This window comes from Sphingomonas glaciei (genome assembly GCF_023380025.1).
GTDB classification, from domain to species: domain Bacteria; phylum Pseudomonadota; class Alphaproteobacteria; order Sphingomonadales; family Sphingomonadaceae; genus Sphingomicrobium; species Sphingomicrobium glaciei.
Map to the genome: position 1 here is coordinate 244788 of NZ_CP097253.1, position 18163 is coordinate 262950.

At 60.5% G+C, this 18163-nt stretch carries 15 protein-coding genes and 1 tRNA gene; 9 read left to right on the forward strand and 7 right to left on the reverse strand.

Going from position 1 to position 18163, the window contains the following annotated elements; translation table 11 throughout:
* The first annotated feature begins 67 nt into the window (after window positions 1-67).
* Window positions 68-877: an HNH endonuclease gene (locus M1K48_RS01140; RefSeq protein WP_249505289.1), complete on the forward strand. Its 810-nt coding sequence runs from the start codon at window positions 68-70 to the stop codon at window positions 875-877.
* Here M1K48_RS01140 and M1K48_RS01145 read toward each other — a convergent pair.
* The 3 genes from M1K48_RS01145 to M1K48_RS01155 form a co-directional block, all read right to left on the reverse strand.
* Complete coding sequence (locus tag M1K48_RS01145) at window positions 857-1819, reverse strand: DNA cytosine methyltransferase (protein ID WP_249504062.1); 963 nt, start codon at window positions 1817-1819, stop codon at window positions 857-859. The genes M1K48_RS01140 and M1K48_RS01145 overlap by 21 nt on opposite strands.
* 86 nt (window positions 1820-1905) lie before the next feature.
* Window positions 1906-3159 carry a PP_RS20740 family protein gene (locus M1K48_RS01150; RefSeq protein ID WP_249504063.1) on the reverse strand — a complete coding sequence of 418 codons (1254 nt, stop codon included), beginning with the start codon at window positions 3157-3159 and terminating at the stop codon, window positions 1906-1908.
* Window positions 3156-5147: an ATP-binding protein gene (locus M1K48_RS01155; protein WP_249504064.1), complete on the reverse strand. Its 1992-nt coding sequence runs from the start codon at window positions 5145-5147 to the stop codon at window positions 3156-3158. Before M1K48_RS01155 ends, M1K48_RS01150 begins: the two co-directional genes overlap by 4 nt.
* Before the next feature lie 286 nt (window positions 5148-5433).
* Between M1K48_RS01155 and M1K48_RS01160 the strand changes: the two genes are divergently transcribed.
* From M1K48_RS01160 to M1K48_RS01195, 8 genes are all read left to right on the forward strand, one after another.
* Complete coding sequence (locus M1K48_RS01160) at window positions 5434-6024, forward strand: recombinase family protein (protein ID WP_249504065.1); 591 nt, start codon at window positions 5434-5436, stop codon at window positions 6022-6024.
* A 21-nt stretch (window positions 6025-6045) separates the two neighbouring features.
* Window positions 6046-6597 carry a hypothetical protein gene (locus M1K48_RS01165; protein ID WP_249504066.1) on the forward strand — a complete coding sequence of 184 codons (552 nt, stop codon included), beginning with the start codon at window positions 6046-6048 and terminating at the stop codon, window positions 6595-6597.
* Window positions 6598-6739: 142 nt separating this feature from the next.
* On the forward strand, window positions 6740-7201 hold the full coding sequence (locus M1K48_RS01170) for a thermonuclease family protein (RefSeq protein ID WP_249504067.1): 462 nt from the start codon (window positions 6740-6742) through the stop codon (window positions 7199-7201).
* A 26-nt stretch (window positions 7202-7227) separates the two neighbouring features.
* Entirely contained in the window at window positions 7228-8076 is an 849-nt protein-coding gene (locus tag M1K48_RS01175; RefSeq protein WP_249504068.1) for a GIY-YIG nuclease family protein, read from the forward strand.
* A 213-nt stretch (window positions 8077-8289) separates the two neighbouring features.
* Window positions 8290-9534: a hypothetical protein gene (locus tag M1K48_RS01180; RefSeq protein WP_249504069.1), complete on the forward strand. Its 1245-nt coding sequence runs from the start codon at window positions 8290-8292 to the stop codon at window positions 9532-9534.
* A gap of 76 nt (window positions 9535-9610) precedes the next feature.
* Window positions 9611-10234, forward strand: coding sequence for a hypothetical protein (locus M1K48_RS01185; RefSeq protein ID WP_249504070.1), 624 nt, complete (start codon window positions 9611-9613; stop codon window positions 10232-10234).
* A gap of 12 nt (window positions 10235-10246) precedes the next feature.
* Complete coding sequence (locus M1K48_RS01190) at window positions 10247-11254, forward strand: hypothetical protein (protein WP_249504071.1); 1008 nt, start codon at window positions 10247-10249, stop codon at window positions 11252-11254.
* Window positions 11255-11387: 133 nt separating this feature from the next.
* A tRNA-Val gene (locus tag M1K48_RS01195) sits at window positions 11388-11468 on the forward strand.
* Window positions 11469-11647: 179 nt separating this feature from the next.
* Here the strand turns inward: M1K48_RS01195 and M1K48_RS01200 are convergent.
* From M1K48_RS01200 to M1K48_RS01215, 4 genes are all read right to left on the reverse strand, one after another.
* Window positions 11648-14248 (reverse strand): HWE histidine kinase domain-containing protein, encoded by a 2601-nt coding sequence (locus tag M1K48_RS01200; RefSeq protein WP_249504072.1) that lies wholly within the window; start codon window positions 14246-14248, stop codon window positions 11648-11650.
* Window positions 14220-14786: a biliverdin-producing heme oxygenase gene (locus M1K48_RS01205; RefSeq protein ID WP_249504073.1), complete on the reverse strand. Its 567-nt coding sequence runs from the start codon at window positions 14784-14786 to the stop codon at window positions 14220-14222. The genes M1K48_RS01200 and M1K48_RS01205 overlap by 29 nt, the downstream gene beginning before the upstream one ends.
* A gap of 260 nt (window positions 14787-15046) precedes the next feature.
* Window positions 15047-16354, reverse strand: coding sequence for a sigma-54-dependent transcriptional regulator (locus M1K48_RS01210; RefSeq protein WP_249504074.1), 1308 nt, complete (start codon window positions 16352-16354; stop codon window positions 15047-15049).
* Window positions 16355-16377: 23 nt separating this feature from the next.
* A complete protein-coding gene (locus tag M1K48_RS01215) occupies window positions 16378-18063 on the reverse strand; it encodes a sensor histidine kinase (RefSeq protein ID WP_249504075.1) in 1686 nt (561 codons plus the stop codon).
* Window positions 18064-18163 lie beyond the last annotated feature (100 nt).

Below are 18163 nucleotides of genomic sequence, written 5' to 3' on the forward strand. Positions count from 1 at the left end.
AGCGCCGATGAGTCCGCCTTTGACTCAAATGAGTCTGGTGAGTCGCGGGTGAGGCTAGTTGAGCGAAATGAAAAGGCCTGGCCTAGGCGCCATTCACGAAAAGATCCTGGAGTTACTTAAGGGCGCTCCGCAGGGACTCGATGTCCATGAAATCCGGGAACATCTCGGTGGAACTGGCGCAATCGGCGACCAGCAGCATCTTGACAAACGTATCCGAGAACTTCGTGACTACTACCATGCGCCGAGACGAAAGGTCGCTGGCCGATGGGTCTATGTCTATGAAGGGGAGCGGGGCAAAGCTGCTGCGGACGACGGAAAAATCACACCTCGGGTACGTGCCGAGGTTTTACACCGAGCGCATCAGCGGTGCCAAATGTGCGGTCGGACCGTGGGCGGTGATGGTGTCAAACTTCAAGTTGACCACAAGATTCCCAGGACGTGGGGCGGAGCTACTGTCTCAGAGAACCTCTGGGCGCTTTGCGAGGCGTGCAACCAGGGTAAGCGAGACTACTTTAGCTCTTTCAACGATGCCGAGATGCAGGAGATCATGTCAAAGGAGAGCGTCTACGAACGCATAGCCGAAACGCTGCGGCTGCATGCACCGGAACCCACGCCTTCGTGGCTACTGGAGTTCGTTGCCAACTTCGATGACTTTCAGGACGATTGGCAGAAGCGCCTTAGGGAGCTGCGCTACCCGGTAATCGGGATGGTCATTCCCCCTACACTTCGCAAGCTCCCGAGTGGAAAGCGGGAAGCCGCTTACCGTCTCGAGAAATGGGTGGACCTGCCAGCCAACCACAAGTTCCTTATCAAGGAACATGAGCGCTTGACTAAGGCTGCGAACGCTAAGCGCAGACTATCCGGCGAGGCGAAGTGACGAACGTGCCTTCGCAATCATTGCCTCGCGTACCTTAGATGCCACGGCCCTGGCGACTGGAGGAGGAAACGCGTTGCCAACTTGCCTGTAAGCCGCCGTCTTCTTGCCGTGAAACTGCCAAGAGTCGTTGAAGCCTTGCAGTCGGGCGGCCATCCGGACTGTGAGCCGAGGCATGCCTAAGAAGTCTGCGGTCGGAACGTCATCAGCAATGCCCATCCCATCGACACCTAGACTCGCCCATGCCTTTTTTGCGCGAGTGGGCCCCAGGTCGGGGCCGCCGTGCTTCTTGGACCCACCAACCAACGTGGGAGCGATTTCATCCGCTCGCTCGGCCCACTGCACAGCTCCTGCCCATCCTTTCTCCTGCATAAGGTCGAGCAACGCTGCTCCAACAGTTGGAGCATCAGTTGGATTCGGCGTCGGCCACTCGAAGGCGTCCTTTATGTCGTGACGCAAAGCAACAATGACGACACGGGGACGGAGTTGAGGAACGCCATAGTCAGACGCATTGAGGAGCCGCCAATGTGCTTCGTAACCCATCAGATGCAGCTGCTGTCGAAGGAAGCCTCGATAATCCTCAAAGACTGCGTCGAGAAAACCTCGCACGTTCTCAATCATCACAGCTTTTGGGCGAGTCTCATCAACCAGACGTAGAGCAGCAGGAAACAGATTCCGTTCATCATCCTGCCCAAGCTGCTTGCCAGCTTTTGAGAACGGCGGGCAGGGCAGTCCACCCGCTAGAAGATCGATGCCCCTATGTGCTCTTCCATCGAAAGCATTGAGGTCGGTTTCGACTACGTCCCAGGCAGGGCGATTAAGCCGCAGAGTTGCACAGCAATCCCTGTCAATCTCAACCAACGCTGTGTGTCCAAACCCAGCGGCTTCCAGACCGGTCGCTTGTCCTCCGGCTCCTGCGCAGACTTCCAGAGAAACGAACGTCATCTTATCGGCTCCCAGCTCTTCCGCTTTCACTCTTGCCGGCTCCAACAGAACGTTTCAAGAACAATCTTCCGCCGTTGGAGCTCACCCTAAGTCCGAACTTCTATCGGGCGGACCGGATGATTACCCAGCCAATCCTCCCAAGCGGGCAGATCGTAGTTCGCCGGCTCAAGCAGCGCACGTGTCCCCTCGATCGCCGTATCTCGTACCGCGCCGGGGAGCGAGATTGCGTCATCGAGGTTCCAGAGCTTGCTGGCCTTCTCGACGATTTTCAAGGCCGAGCTTAGTTCGAGCGTACTCAGGATTTGCGAACCCGCGGCCATAGCCGGTTGTGCAACCATCGGTTTGGGATCGATGCGAAAAGCAAGCGACAGCATGTCCGGCTCATCGGTGGCAACCTTGTAGGCAGCGACGCTGACTAGCTCCACATGAGCAGGAAGATTAGTCTGCGAGTGATAGTACTGAAGAAGGTACTTCCCAAGAGCGACAGAGTACAACTTCAAAAACTCGTCGTTTTGCTTGGTCCAACAAGCCATTAGATCGGTTTGGAACGTAAGAAGGCTTCCGCCAATACAATCAGCCAGCGGTCCAGCAAATGCATCTTCATGAACGTCAATGTTCTTCTGCACAGCCCCAACCACTTTGGACATAGGTCCGCCTAGAAGCTGGTGGTTCGCGCGTGTGGTGACGAAAAGCATCCACGGCTTCCGGGCGCGTAGCTGATGAAGCAGCAGGACCTCTAAGGCGTCAAAAATGGACTTAGTTCGTGATTGCGGAAGGTACCCCAGATGATCACAAGCATCTATGTTAACGACGTCGAATGTATCATGCTGGTTAAGCCGGTTTGCGGCTTGACTGCTATCCACGGCAATGTCTTCCAACCGGTCTGACAGTATCTCAGCCTTGTCACTGACTTTGCCGGACTGCCTGAGGGCTGCCTCGGTAAGCAGGTACCTCTCGCGCGACTCGGACGCGGTGGCCGTCGCATCAGCGTACCCAGTGTCGAACCCGAAGTACTCTATCACTACGCCATAGCTACTGAGTTTCTCCGACAGGTACCTTACATCTAAGAGGTCGGGGCCAGGAAGGGTGAAGTAGCGTAGAGTTTGACGATCTCCAGGCTTACGAAAGTCTCGGATCAGGCGCTCGGCATGTTCACCCCACTGATAGTCGCGAACGATCTGCTTAACAGGGTGGTGCCAAGGCATGAAGTCTTGGCGCTTATCGAAGGAGATGCTCGTTGCAGCGGATGGTTCATTAGCATCCGTGCCGAAAACAAGCTTGTCGTACTCCTCTTCTTGCGGAACGTCCTGTTCGGTCTCATCACTAGGAGCAGCCGTCACGAGCGATCACCCCACACCAGATTCACGATAGCGGAGACAAGCTTCTGCTGCTCCTCGTAGGGTCTATCTTCAAACACGTCGAAAGCCGCGAGCACTTGAACTAAGGCTTTTACAACTGGCTCAGACTCAAAACCTCCGTGCTGTAAGTCCGGCGCAATCAGCTCTGTTCGCTGAAACGCCAGTGATCCTGATTCTCGTGCTTCAATCAGCGCTCTATCATCAGTTGCAAGTACCACTGATGGAGGACTGCTATCACCCTTGCGTTGCTGCCAAAGGTTCGCGACGACTGAACCGAGCCGGTCTCCCCGTTGCCTCTCTTCCTGTTCCCTCCTCGAAGCCCTGAGTTCGGACGATTTGTCCTTGAGCCTATTTGTAAGCTGTCTGATGGCCCCATGAAGGTACAGAGTTACTAGTTGCAGATGGGGGTGAGCGAAGTTGAATGACTCGCGATCAATATTGAGTGCAGCGTCTAGCCCTCGATACACAAGAAGTTCTGATGTGATCTGCCGCAAGCGCGTCTGCTCGGAAACCTGGTACTTGAAGAAAGTTGGATCGAATAGGGAACCACTTGCTCCACGTATCCGAACTAAAACGCCATTATTCTCCTTGGGGACAATGCGCCCAGTCCAAAACAAGTAAGCGTCCAGCGAAAGTTCACCACCGCCCCTTTGCGAGGGAGAGTGCTTCGACAGGTCGGGCGCGTATTGCCCTACGAAAAGGATCGGTCTCTCGAGGCCGCGGATGGCAGTAGGTCGGTGCTTGAACCTTATGGGCCGCTTTAAAAGTACTCCATCCACGCTGACGTCGAAGCGGCCAACAGCATCAAGTCCGTCACGAAGTTTGGGGTTCCCCTCTACTTGTTTTTCGATCGCTTCACGGACGGTGGTACTGCCCTCTAAGCTTACCGGAAGTCCTCGTCCCCGCTCCTTGGTGATCCAGAAGAGATCGATGTTGTCCTTTGCTGTTAGCTCGAAGGGGTGCTTCTCTACATAAGGTACAGGAGCCGAGAGGCCCAAGCTCCAAATCATCTCTAGGTAGGCATCCAGCGTTTGATTTAGGTCCGGCCGCTCAACGCGCGTAAACTCACCCTCGACGGCTTCAACCAGCTTCAACATCCTACAGTCGGATGGATCTTCGGCCGCCCATGGCAGGGTCGGCTGGATCGCCAATATTGAAGGTTCAGTTGCCCCGCTGAGCGGACCGGCCATGAATCCGGAGTGATAGGATGGCCGACTAACACGCATGCTTGTGTAAGTGTCGAGATCTCCCTTCTCGAGGGCCTCCTCTCTTTCAATGACCGCGCGCCAACGGTCAGCACTACGCAAGATGTCTCTTACGCGTGGCTTTATGTCATCGAGGATTATGTCGGTGCCATGAGAAGAAAGGTCTTTCACCGCCTCCCGTCGAACGAAGACCTCGCCGCTTATGAACTCATCGCCATCTTCGGCCTCGACCTGATTTGAACCATCCTCAGCATAGGCTCGCAGCTTTATCTCGGCGATAAGACGGTAAGGTGCCCCCTCCACTTTGGTGATGATCTGGAAACGACGGGCAAGCTGACTTATCGAGAATAGCCCGATGCCGATTTTACCAATCAGTGGGCGCCCGGCGGGTGTTTTGCTGCTGTCATGTTCCGATGTTATCCCGAGGTCAGCGCCTTCCTCGCTACGCTTGGCGCTGCCGCCGATGTTCTTCAGCAAGCGCGAGAGCGTGGCGTGGGACATACCTCTGCCGTTGTCCCTGACATAAATCCGAGAGAAACGCGGCGCATCAGTAAGGATAGTCACCTTAGAGGCGTCAGCATCCCAGGCGTTCGAGATCAGCTCTCGAAGCGCAGAGGCGGGCTGGCGGTAGATCCCATCAGTCACACGAGCGATGACGCGATCACTGGCAGCTAAGCGGGTCCGTACAGTTTGTCCTTCATTGCCGGCATCAGCTAACCAAACCGCTAGCTTCCCGCCGTCGTCGATGATTACTGGCTCGTCCAAGCTCGCATTTTCCTCTGAATGAAGCGCCGACCTGCGTAAGCGCCAAGCAAGGCCACAGCAGTCCGCGACCAGTGCACGACGCGTCTATTTGAAGCGGTAGTGTTGCTGCAATGTAAAGCGTTTTCCCCCATGCACCCCCTCACGCGCAACGGTGCAATCTCTCATCGCCTTGTAACTGAAAGGACCGTTTACGATACAGCCGCCGAACCTGTATCGAAAAATAACTTGACAGGCGTTACGATACACCATCAGTTACGAGCCATCATTCCGATACAGGAGAGCAACTGTGGCGCGTACCTTTGCCTATTGTCGCGTAAGCACTGCCGATCAGACGGTAGAGAACCAAGTCCGCGAGATTGAGGCGGCTGGCTTCAAGGTCGAACCCAAGCGGGTCATAACGGAAACAGTGTCAGGGTCCGTAGCGGCAGGAGAACGCCCCGGCTTCGCCAAGCTGCGGGACAGGCTCGAAAGCGGTGACGTGCTTATCGTTACCAAACTGGACCGCTTGGGCCGTAACGCCATGGATGTCAGGGCCACCATTGAAGCCCTCGCGGCAGACGTGGTGCGGGTCCAATGTCTAGCCTTAGGCAACATGGACCTGACTAGCGCAGCAGGGAAGATGACCATGGGCGTCATCAACGCCGTTGCCGAGTTTGAGCGGGACCTGCTGATCGAACGGACGCAATCCGGACTGGCCCGCGCCAAGGCGTCCGGGAAGGCGCTAGGAAGGCCATCAGCGTTGTCCGAAGCAGCTCAACAGGAAATCATGCAGCGGCGGCAGGAGGGCGCGTCCTTGGGCGTCCTGGCCAAGCATTACGGGGTGTCCCGCGCCGCCATTCAACGGGTTGAAAAAAGGGCGGCGATAAGGTCGAACTGACACCGCAAAAGGGGGTGGCGTATGTCCAATCATCTAGAGGACCTGACCGCCGAATGGCTGGAGTTCAACGGGTACTTCGTCCGCAAATCGGTACTCGTCGGCAAGCGAGATAAGGGTGGCCATGAAGGCGAGTTGGACGTTGTGGCGGTCCACCCGCACACCAAGCACCTGCTCCATATTGAGTGTTCGCTGGATGCCGACACTTGGGAAACCCGTGAGCGCCGCTTTACGGCCAAGTTCGAGCGGGGGCGGCGTCATATCGCTTCGCTATTCGGAGGCTTGGACATCAATGCCGACCCCGATCAGGTTGCATTGCTACAGCTAGGTGGCGGTCCACGTACTCATGTTGGTGGCGGTCGCATCGTTTGGGTGGCTGACTTCATAGCGGACATCCTGACCGGACTTCGCACTCGATCACCTGACAGGATGGCGGTCCCATCTACCCTGCCTTTGATAAGGACCATGCAGCTCGCGGCGCAGCCCTCGCGCAAGCGGAAGCTATCGGCCAGCTTACTGCCTAGCGATGCCGCAGCGTCCACGGTGGAGCTGCAAGCAATCGCCATCGGGGCATAGGGCAACGGGCATGAGGGGGAAAGGCCGAGTTATCCGGGGCGATTTTCGGACAGGACGGACCGGCGAACGAACGGGTTTCCGTGGTTCGGACGAGCAGGCCCGAGCCGGGGCGGCGAGGCGGCGCAGGCGTGCAAAGAGTTGGTTGGGCTTCGTCGCGCTGTGGGGGGCTGCCGCGCTGGCTGGTACGGCCTACGGCGCAGGCTGGCTCGATGGGCTGTGGCAGCGGCACTCTGCGACCCATACGGAAGGCGGAGGCGTCCGCGCCAACTTCTCGATGTGCTACATCGGTGGCGGCTACAACTGCGTAGTGGATGGGGACACGGTCTGGCTTGAGGGCCGCAAGATCAGGATAGCGGATATAGACGCCCCCGAGACCCATGACCCCCGCTGCCAGTCCGAAAAGGAGCTTGGCGACCGCGCCACGCTGCGGCTGCAACAGCTCCTCGATAGCGGCACGATCACGCTGCAATCGATCGACGGTGATAAGGATGTGTACGGGCGCGAGTTGCGGCTTGTCCTCGTTAATGGGCGCAGCGTTGGCGATACACTTGTCAACGAGGGCCTAGCTCGCTGGTACGAAGGGGGTCGGCGTCCGTGGTGTTAGCGCGCTTAGCTGAGGGAGTTTAGCGCATGGCGCTGACCTTCAATCTGTTGCTGCAATCTGAGGGCATCAACCCGGCTGATGTACGATTGCTGCGACATCAAACGGTGAAGGCTAATGGGCGCACTCCCTACAGCTTATGGCGCGATCAACCGGAGCAGTTCGAACTATACCAGAGCTTCCAAAACCCGACCAAAAGACGCGAGTTTGACTACCCCTATTGGGCTAGCTTTGTCGTCGAGCCGCAACGCGCAGGTACTCTCTTCGTGGGATTGTATGGAGTTGAGTATCTAGGGCCAGCGCCAGAGGGCATCATTGACCCGTTAACGGGTACCCCGCCCGGCAGCGACATAGGCGTTACCGCCGATCAGTACCGCTGCACCAAGGACGAAAGGCTAGCGCCGTATCAAGGAAGGCTCTTCGTTGATTGGGGAGCGGGTCTGCGAAGCTGGAACCAACGGGCCGACAGTCGCGCCGGTACTTCTAAGGTTATCGTGGAGCTTACCCGGGAACTGGAGGAAGAGAGCTTTCCGGGCTTCACTCGGTTCATCCGCTCTCTCTCCGAGATTGAGGCAATGCCAATAGGGTGGAAGGAAGCCTTGCGGGCGACGCGGGGTATCTACCTTCTGGCCTGTCCCCGGACGAAAGAACACTATGTCGGCAAGGCATCGGGGGAAGACGGCTTCCTTGGACGCTGGCGTGAGTATGTGGCTACGGGCCATGGGGGAAACGTTGGCCTGCGATTGCGCGACCCGAGCGACTACTTCGTAAGTGTGCTTGAGGTTGTCGGCACCAACGATGTCGGCAAGCTCGACGAGCTGGAGAGCCTCTGGAAGCGGAAGCTACTTAGCCGGGATATGGGCCTGAACCTCAACTAGGGTCGGGTACCCCGAGCTGGTACCCTTCCCCTGTTCATCGGCACGCTGTACCGGGACGCTAGCCGGGCGAGCCTGTCCCGGCAATCCACTCCTGCAACCCTGCCACTCCACGGCCTGTAGTCACTGGTGTTCCGCGTGCGCCCCGAACCGATCAACCACCATAGCGGGCTATCGAGCGACCCAGACCGTCGTGGGCGGCAGTTGCGTAACTCGATGCCGTTTCAGCCCAACCGCGAACTCTTGGGCGAACCCGGCGAAGCGTTCCTACGGGACATATTGGACAGGATTGTCCGCAGTGAGGGCCGCAAGCGGGCGCTGAAGCCAGCGGACGCCGCATTGCGCCAGCACACCATCAAAGTGCTGCTGGCTAACTTAGCGGTCGCCGCACTCAACCGCCGCAATCCTCGCAAGTTCGTTGCCTTGTCCCTTAACAGTAACGACTACGCCAACACGGGCTTGAGCTTCACGGCCGTCCAGCTCGCCTTCAATCAGTTGCAGACGCTGGGTCTCGCGATTGGGCGCAAAGGTGTGGCAAAGCCTGACGGTGTCAATGAGCAGCGGGGGATGCGGTCCCGACTGCGAGCCAAACGAGCCATGCGTGAACTGATGGAGGTTCATGGCCTTCGCCCCGAAGGCATTAGAAACCCGCCACGTAACCTCATTGAGTTGAAGGGCAATGCTCCATCGGCGGGTCCTGAACCGGCAGACGTGCAAGCCAGTAGAGTCATGATAGAGCGCATCAACGGGTTGTTGGCCAACTCTGACCTCCAGCTAGCCGATTATGCTTGGGAGCGCATCCGGGCGCGCACCAAGCTCTTCGAAGATCTGAGTGATGAGGAACGTCGCCACCGGCAGTACCTAGGCGACATGACCGCAAAGCGACTGTTCCGTGTGTTTACCCGGCAGTGGCACCTTGGCGGCAGGCTCTACGGCGGCTGGTGGATAGGTGTACCCAAGTCCGAGCGGGCTTTAATCACCATAGACGGAGAGCCTACCGTAGAGCTGGACTATGCGCAGCTTCATCCAACCATGCTGTTTGCCACAGTGGGGCTTCAGCTCGACTACGACCCTTATGAGTTTGATGGGTTCAGTCGCGAGCTAGGCAAAGAAACCTTCATGCGACTGCTTAATCGTGAGCGGCACAGGGGCGGCAGATACATTCGCAGGGCTGGCGCGGCGCGTATGCCTGAAGGCATCGAGCCATCGGATTACGTCGCGCGATACAAAAGACACCTAGCGCCCGTTCGGCACCTCCTAGGCGAGGGCATGGGACTTAGGCTGCAAAGGCAGGATAGTGACCTGGCACTAGCTGTATTGGATGCCTTGGCGCAGCAGGGCATAGTAGCACTGCCCATCCATGATAGCTTTATCGTTAAGAAGACACACGAACATGCCTTAAGGCTTACTATGACTAATACATTCACTAGTCTCTTCGGGTATGAATCTATAGTGAAATAGCGTCTGCTTCTAGCCGATTGGTTCCTCCGGCCGCCCCCCAGACCATGACTAAGAGGCATAAGGACGGTAACCACCCGTGAGGCTCACCCATGGGGCGAAGTTCAGCCAAATGGAGCGCACGATTTCCAAGTCAATCCGGCCGCACGGGCCGCAATCTGATGCCCGCTTTACCCTTCACCAGCGCCAGCCGCGCGCCGATAAGTTGGACGCCCCCCAGCGGCGGCTATGTGATGCCGACCCCACGTTCATGGCAGCCCTGCGGGGCCGCGTGAGCAGCGAGGAGCGGTGGTCAGCCTTCATTGATGGTGCGTCCTACTACATCGCCTTGGAGAAGCCCTGCGGGCGCTGTGGCGACTTCCGGAAACGGACCCGTGATCGGTCCTGCTACCGCTGCCACTTGGTGCGCGGCGCGAATAACTTTGAACGGATGAAGGCGGGCCTTGCCCCCAAGGTGATGCGGAACAAGGACAGCCACCTGGACCTGCTGGATAGACAGCGGCGGGAGCGGGAAGGCGACTGCCTAATCCGGGAGTTCGGGAGCATCACCGTCACGCGATGGCCCACCGGTCGCTTAGAGGTAGTGTTCCCGGATGGGTACCATGAGCGGGACCTCGCAAAGCGGAAGCCCGAAGAGGTTTACCGCGCTATGGAGCTGCTGCCAGAGCTTAAGGATGCTCTGATCTGGGCTGGTTGGTATTAAGGGTGGGCGGGGATGACGAAGAGCATTTGGGGAGAGGCTAGGGCCAAGGCCGCCAAGGACACACTTGAGCTTGTAAGGCTTAATGAACCTTCGCGAGCAGTACTGACGCTAGGAGTTCCGCTGGCCATTGTCGCTGGCGCTTGGCTGATTTCACATCAGTTCGCGCTCACCGCAGTCATTGGTGTTGTGGCGTTGGTTGCCCTCGCCTTAATCGTGTTTGCGTTTAAGCTCCTATCCAATGTTGGCACCTTCGCGGAGCAAGCTCGCGCCGAACTTGCAGGAAGGACCTCCCAGCAGGCCGATGCCGAGAGTGAGCGGAGGCACACGGTAGTTGGCAGGCTAGTTGAGCTTTACCTACTGGAGATGGGTGACCAAGCTCCCCCGGCCATCCGCGCCGGTTTGACATTGCCGCCCGAAGACTGGCTCAACGAACATTTGGCCGAGCTTGGTGAGGAATGGTCCATCTTCAATATACAGGGCCGGAACTATCAAACCTTTGAGATAGTGGCCGGTGAGTGGCGGTACCAGGGCCAGCGGATGAGGTCGCCAGCCGCCGTCAAATGGGCCGCTTTCTTTGATGCTCTCGGACTAGGTTGGCAGCCCGGAGAGGAAGGTTGGGACCCCAAACTTGGCGTAGCACCTGACTTCCTATTGCCGCAAATGGATGCATGGTTTGCCGTCGAGTACCGCTTTAATGATGCGAGGATGGCACGCAACACGGAGCTTGCACGGGACACCCACAAGCGGGTCGTCATCGGAGTGGGGCTGCCCGCCTATGCTGAGGAGAACTTGTATCTCGTTCGACCTAATGGTGCGCTAGAACAGGGCGGCTGGGCTTGGGCCGAAGATCGCAGGGACCAGGGCGTATATTGGTTGTCCAAGCTGAATGGCATGGCGGCAACGCTTTTGGGTGGGCCGGGTAAGCAAACGGACCATGATAGAGGCCCCATTGTGACTGATCGCATTAAGGCGGCGTTCGACCGGGCAAAAGCGCAGCCAGCAGAGTTTGAGCGCCCCTAGGCGCGCCCGCTGGCTGCCGCTGGGTCCGCAGCCAACACAAACTGAACACACTGAGGCTTGCAATCCCGCCCGGCACCGGGTTAGTCGCTGACCCAGCGAGTGTCAGGAAGCCTTGCTTTTCTGGGCTTTTCCGGGGTGATGTGGTGGTGTGACACTGGCTTGCACTGTGTTGACATCGCAGGGGTCGCAAGTTCAATCCTTGCCACGCCCACCATTTTCCCTATCTAGGGCGGCCTAGTTTGTACCAGTGGCCCTTTGTTCAATTGAACAGGTTGCTGCGTGAAGTTTGGTCTGCAGAGGCCGGCTAACGGCGGAGTGCCGGCCTCCGCGAGTTCTGAATCAGTTCTCACTGCTAGGACCGAATGGCTTCCCGGCCGAACCCGCCACCACCGCTTAAGCTTGGGCGGCTGGAATCCTTGTTCCGACCAGATCGCTGACCGCGCGCGCGACATTCTCGAGCGTGTAGGGTTTCTGGACGATGATCTGGTTGCGATGCTCCATCGGCAGCTGCGCCTGTTCGCCATAGCCGGTCGCGAAGAGGAACGGGATGCCGAGTTCCAACAGCCGGTCGGCGACCGGGAAGCTGTTGCGATCGCCAAGGTTGATGTCGAGCATGGCCAGCGCCGGACGATTGGCGTCGATCGAGTCCAGTGCCGCCTCGACGGTACCGGCAGTGGCGATGCTGTCCGCCCCGAGGCGCTGCAGGACGTCCTCGGCATCGAGCGCGATGATCAGGCTGTCCTCGACCAGGAGAACGTTCAGCCCGGTCAGCATGGGTTCCGGCGGCTCGGTCGGATGACCGAGAGAGGGACGGGGATAGCGAATCGGAGCGCCCGAAATCGTCTTCGGCTGCTCCGACACGTGGCGCGCGGGGATCCGGAACGAGGCCTGGAGGCCGGCGGGCGCATAGTCGATCGTGGCGGTACCTCCAAGGTCATAGGGTACCGACTTGCCGATGATGGTGGTGCCGAAACCGCGGCGGGTCGGCGCGGTGACGGGCGGACCGTCACGCTCTTCCCATGTCAGGACGAGATCGCCGGCTTCGTTGCGGTCCCACCCGATCATCACCCGGCCGTCGCCGGACAGGCTGCCATATTTGGTCGAGTTGGTGACGAGTTCGTGCAGCACTAGCGCCATGGTCGAATAGGCCTGCGGATTGAGCATGACCGGCTCACCGGCGACAGTGATCCGCTCCTGAGGCTCGATATAGGCACGCGCTTCCGCGTCGATCAGGGCGCGCAGGGGAGCCGGGCCCCAATGATCGTCGGTGATCTGGTTGTGGGCGCGGGCCAGGGCATGGATCCGGCCGTCCACCACCGCCACGAATTCCTTCACCGCCGGGTCGGAGGGCTGCGACTGGCGGATAAGTCCGCGGATCACCCCCAAAATGTTGCGAACCCGGTGGTTGAGCTCGGCGATGAGCAGTTCCTGCCGGGCGCTTGCGCGCTGCCGTTCGGCCGAGGCATCGTCCGCCAGCCGCAGCACCACTTCGATCAGCGTGGCGCGCAGCGTTTCGGCGACCCGCACTTCCGACGGCGAGAAGGGCAGCGAGCGTCCGCGGACCAGTTCCTGCCACTCGGCGAAACTCTCGCGCGGAGTCAGGCGCGGGCCATTGGGGCCATATTCGACCGGCTTGTGCGGATCGCCGGCCCAGCGCACCGAGCGTACCAGCTCGGAACGGAACAGGACGACATAGTCACGCGGCGCACGCGAAATGGGAATGGCGAGCAGGCCGGAGGCGGCCGAGGAAAAAGCCTCGGCCCCCTCTACGAATGACGAGATCTGATCGGTCGCAAAGACCTTGCCAGATGCGGTTCCGTTGAGCGCCCGGATGATCCTTCGGAAATCGTCGGCCTCGGGGGTCATGCCCGAAAACGCAAAGCTGCCGTTGATCCACACGCCGACGCCATCGGCGGGGATGGCGTTGGTGAGGATGTCGCCCAGCCAGTCGGGGTCCTTGAGCAGCGTCTCGTCCGATGCGACGGCGCCGAGCAGCTGGTCTGAGATGTCGCGCGCGCGCCGCTCGTAGAGGACGGTCGCCTGTCGCTCGAAGCTTTCGAGGCGCATCGAGAACATCTGGGCGAACAGCTCGGTGATCGAGCGGCGCTCGAACGACGGGCAGCGCGGCGAATAATGGTGGCAGGCGAACAGGCCCCACAATTTGCCGTCGACCAGGATCGAGATCGACATGGAGGCATCGACGCCCATGTTCTTGAGATATTCGATGTGGATGGGCGACACCGCCCGCAGCGTGGAGAGCGAGAGGTCGAGCGGCGTGCCATGCTCGTCCAGCGGGGGGACAATCGGCACCGGCTCGGCATTGACGTCGGCGATCACCCGCAGGAGGTTACGTTCGTAGAGCTTGCGGGCCTGCACCGGAATGTCGCTTGCCGGATAGCGAAGGCCGAGGAACTTGCCGATCCCGCCGCGCACGGCTTCCGCCACCACTTCGCCGGATCCGTCGGGCGCGAACTTGTAGACCATGACCCGGTCGAACCCGACGAGCGCCCGAACCTGCCGCGCCCCTTCGCGGAAAAAGGTCTGCAGGTCGGGACACTGGTCGAGGCGCGAGATCATCGAGCGGACCGTGCCGCTGGCGTCGCTCGGCTCACCGGAGGCGGGCTCGCATTCGATGACCACCTGTCCGTTCGAGAAATGGATCGAGATGTCGAACGGCTGTCTGCCTTCCACAAGGACGCAGCCGAACATTCGCTCGGTCGCGTCGGGTCCGCGCAGCATCGCTGTCCGATTGCGCAGGTCATGCATGACCTTGGGCGACAGGAGCTGGGCGAGTGGTTCGCCGATCAACTGTTCGGGCGTGCGACCGAGATACTCGCTGACGTTCGCCGACGCGCGGGCGACGATCCAGTCGGCGGTTAGGGCCAGCAGGAAACCGACACTCTGGATCGCACCCAAGATGTGGATGGGCTCACGATCACAATTGGTGAGGTCGACACGTTCGTCGTTAGGCAACGTCAGCAATCCTTCTGACATTCATGTGCTGCGCGCTTTGCTCGAACAGGGCGAACAGCGAACGGGCGGATTCGATGGCCTGGTCTATCGCAGGGCCTTCGGTGAGTTGCTCGTCGAGCACGGCGACGATTGTCGACCAGGCAGCGGGATAATTGTCGGAGAGGAAAGCGACCGGCAATTCTGCCGCCACCTCCCGCCGAAGCAATTTGCCCCCGAGGCGGGATCCCTCCAGGACATAGGCCCATCCCAGCATGGCAGGCCCGCCGGTGACCACCGGCACCATCAGTCCTTCCGGGACCGGTAGGCCGAGATCGATCAGGTCCTGGGCGAGGAGATGGGACCGCCGCCGATGATCCCAGTCGGGAAGCAGCTGGTCGATTCCGGCGGCTTCGAGGACTTGCTCGGCCGGAAAAAAGGCGGCCGCCTGGGCGAGCAGGAATTGCCCGTAGCCGGCGCGGCTACCGAGATCGACGGCGGAAAAGGCCGCGTCGACGCGCTCGTGGCAGTCGGCGGTGCCCTGCCGTAGCCGGAAGCGGGCGGAGGAATGACGATCGGGCACTTTATTCCGGCGCGGAAGAGTGGGCGCTTGCACTATCTGCGAACCAGGCAGAACCGAGCGATCTGCTGGCAAGGAAAGGCGCGCCTCACATTGGACATCGGCCAACACCAAGACGATCAACCCTCCTTTTGCAAGTGCTACCAGCCAGAATTGCCCAAGGTGGGCCGCAGTCCAGCCACCGCATGTCATTTCGATCAGTACCCTAAGGCCGCCGCGAGTGGCCTGGCCGTTCCGGGGTGTATCAATTCGCGCCCCGCGGTTCAGCGGCGACGAAATTCGGCTGGGACCAGGCCATGGCGGGCCATCTTGTCGTACAGGGTCTTGCGCGGCAGATCGAGCTGCATCCTCGCTGCTTCCACGTCACCGCCCGCCTCGCTCAGCACCGATCGGATATAGTCCGCCTCGAACCGCGCAACGGCCTCGCGCAGCCCCTTGTCCTGCGGCAGGGTGCTCCCCGGCGACCCCCCTAGGCCGAGGACGACTTCATCAGCCAGCGACTGCAGTTCGCGGACGTTGCCTGGCCAGCGGTGAGCGCGCAATCTGGCGCTGAAGTGGTGAGTGATGTCCGGGACCGAGACATTGGCGTTTCGGGCCGCTTCGCGCACAAAGGCTCCGAACAGCGGTAACACGTCTTCGGGCCGGTCCCTAAGCGGGGGCAATTCGATCGTCACACCCTTGAGACGATGGAACAGCGCGCTGCTGAACCTGCCCTCGTCTACGGCCGACGTCAGAGCAGGGTCGGCGGTTGCGATGATCCTCGCTTCTATCGGGAGAGGAGGCGAGCCCCCCACCGGGGTCGCGCTGTCGCTGTCGAGCAGTTGCAGGATGGGTGGCTGTAGTTCGGCCGGAAGCCGCTCGATACGATCGAGCACGACCGTCCCGCCTCCCGCTCGGCGAAGCATTCCAGTGCGCGGCAGTGTCGCGCCCGGAACCGCACCGCTGACGCAGCCGAACAGGTGCACACCCAGATCGCGCGCCGGAAGTCCGCCGCAATCGACGGTGATGCAAGGCTGCTCTGATCGCCGCGACATACCGTGCAAAAGCGCGGCGCATCGGCTTTTTCCGGTACCCGTCTCGCCGAGCAGCAAGACGTGTCGGTCGGTCGCCGCAATCTGCCCCAGCGCGGCGCGGACACGCGCAATGATGTCCGAAGTGCCGAGCAATTCCTTGCCGTGCCCGTCGCCTGCACCCGCCCGAAGTGTCCGATTTTCCAGGGCCAGCGCACGTTTCTCTAGGGCTCTGCGAACGGTCGAGAGAAGCTGGTCGGTGCTGAACGGCTTGGGCAGAAAGTCGTAGGCGCCGCGACGCATCAGATCCACGGCCGTGTGCACATCCCCATGCCCGGTGATCACCACCACGGGCAGATCGGGGTCGAGATCGTGGAGCCGCGCGAACAGGGCCGTTCCATCCAGTCCGGGCATCCGCAGATCTGTGATCACCATGCCGGGAAAGTCCCGGGTGATCCGCCTGGCAGCCGCATTGCCGTCGGGAAAGTCGACCACTCTTAAACCGTCAAGCTGGAGCGCCTGGACCAGCGAGGCCCTCAAATCGTGATCGTCGTCGACCACGGCGACCAGGTTGCAGTCGTAACTCATCCGGCTCTTCTCAGTTCGATGCAGAAGGTTGTGCGACCGTCTTCATCGTCGAGCAGCGACAGGCGGCCGCCGAATTCCGACACGATGTCACGGCTGATCAGCAACCCGAGACCAAGCCCATCGGTCTTGGTCGATGTGAACGGCTGGAACAATTGGCTGCGCACTTCGGGTGGGATAGGCTGGCCATCGTTGCTGACCTTGAGCCGGATCGTCTCCCTGGCGGCAGTCGCCTCGATCCAGATCCACATGCCATGGCCGCCCGCCTCGAGGGCGTTGCGAACAAGATTGACGAGCACCTGCTCGAGCCTGACCTGTTCGGCCATGACGACAAGGGCGGGGTCGGCTCGCGGCACCTCGAGAATTGCCTCCCGCCGGCGCAGGGAGTCGCCGAGCAGCAGGGTCAGGCCTTCGATCGCGTCATCCAGCCGGACCGGCTCGAGCTTGCGTTCCGATCGACGCGAGAAGTTGCGCAATTCGCCGGTAATCCGTCCGAGCCGATGGATCAGCCGTTCGATGTCCGTCATCGCCGCCTTCGCCTCGTCGAGGCGGGCAGCATCGATCAGCCTGGAGGCGCTGCCCGCGCGCATGCTGATGGCGGCGATCGGCTGGTTGATCTCATGCCCGACGCCGGCGGCAACCTGACCCAAGAGCGACAGGCGATTGGCCTGTTCGAGCCGGTTCTTCAGTTCTTCCGCCCGCGTCTGTTCTTCTTCGCGGGCCCGCGCAGCCGTAAGGCGGCGACGCGTGGACAGTCCCAGATAGGCCGCAGCAGTCACTGCCGCCATAAGCGCCATCAACAGGAGAGCGCTGTTCCGCGCGCCCCTCGCTGCCGCGTCGATGCGGCCCAGCGTCCACATCTGAAAAGGCGGGGTCGCCGGTACGCTGACGCCCAGCAGCCTTTCGCCCCGCCACCGGTCGTCGAGCATGACCTGCTTGGCGGCATAGTCCGGGTGGATCGTCAGCGGCATATCCTCGACCGGTAGACCTGCCCGGATCGCCACCCGCCGTTCCGGAGCGAGCGGGCGCAAGGAGCGAAAGCGAAGGCCGGGGCTGCTGGTCACCAGGATCACGCCATCCTGGTCGGTAACGAAGGCCGCCCCGATGGTTCGCGCCCATTCCCGTTCGATCCGATCGAATCGGATCTTGACCACCAGCACGCCATTTGCGCCATTGCCGGCGACGATCCTTCGACCCAGGAACAAGCCCGGAATGCGGCTTCGCGTGCCGAGCCCGAACTGGCTCGACGCGCCTTCGGCCATGGCCTGCGTGAAATAACGTCGAAAGGCGTAATTCTCGCCGACGAAGCTGTCGCGCTGCCGCCAGTTGCTACTGACAACCGTCTTGCCCGTGCTGTCCATCAGATAGATGACGGAGGTTTCAAGCCGGGCACTGAGCGTCGCCAGGCGGGCATTCAAGCGCTCGATCGCAAGCGGCTCGCCCCGTTCGAGTACTCGGCCGACTTCGGGATCGGCGGAGAGGGTGGTGGCGACCAGTTCGAACATGTCGATCTGCCGCGAGAAATTCGCAGCGGCGAGGGTGGCAACCGTAGTCAGCCGCTGGCGCTCCTGCGCCACGGCCCGATCGACGGCGATGCGCTGCGCAACCCACAGCAGCGCGCCGAACGCCGCCACCATCGCAAGCGCCATCAGGATCCGCCGGCGCGCCGTCGAGCCATTCTCCACCGGCTCACCCTAGCCGCCCGCGGCACAAGAACCATGATTTTGTGCGAAATCCCGCACAACGGCGAGCGCCTTCCGCAAAAGATGCAATCCTTACAATGGC

Excerpts from the sequence above, each read along its gene's own strand:
- M1K48_RS01140 (WP_249505289.1), top strand. The coding sequence starts at position 68 with ATGAAAAGGCCTGGCCTAGGCGCCATTCACGAAAAGATCCTGGAGTTA.
- M1K48_RS01145 (WP_249504062.1), bottom strand. The coding sequence starts at position 1,819 with ATGACGTTCGTTTCTCTGGAAGTCTGCGCAGGAGCCGGAGGACAAGCG.
- M1K48_RS01165 (WP_249504066.1), top strand. The coding sequence starts at position 6,046 with ATGTCCAATCATCTAGAGGACCTGACCGCCGAATGGCTGGAGTTCAAC.
- M1K48_RS01175 (WP_249504068.1), top strand. The coding sequence starts at position 7,228 with ATGGCGCTGACCTTCAATCTGTTGCTGCAATCTGAGGGCATCAACCCG.
- M1K48_RS01180 (WP_249504069.1), top strand. The coding sequence starts at position 8,290 with ATGCCGTTTCAGCCCAACCGCGAACTCTTGGGCGAACCCGGCGAAGCG.
- M1K48_RS01190 (WP_249504071.1), top strand. The coding sequence starts at position 10,247 with ATGACGAAGAGCATTTGGGGAGAGGCTAGGGCCAAGGCCGCCAAGGAC.
- M1K48_RS01200 (WP_249504072.1), bottom strand. The coding sequence starts at position 14,248 with ATGTCAGAAGGATTGCTGACGTTGCCTAACGACGAACGTGTCGACCTC.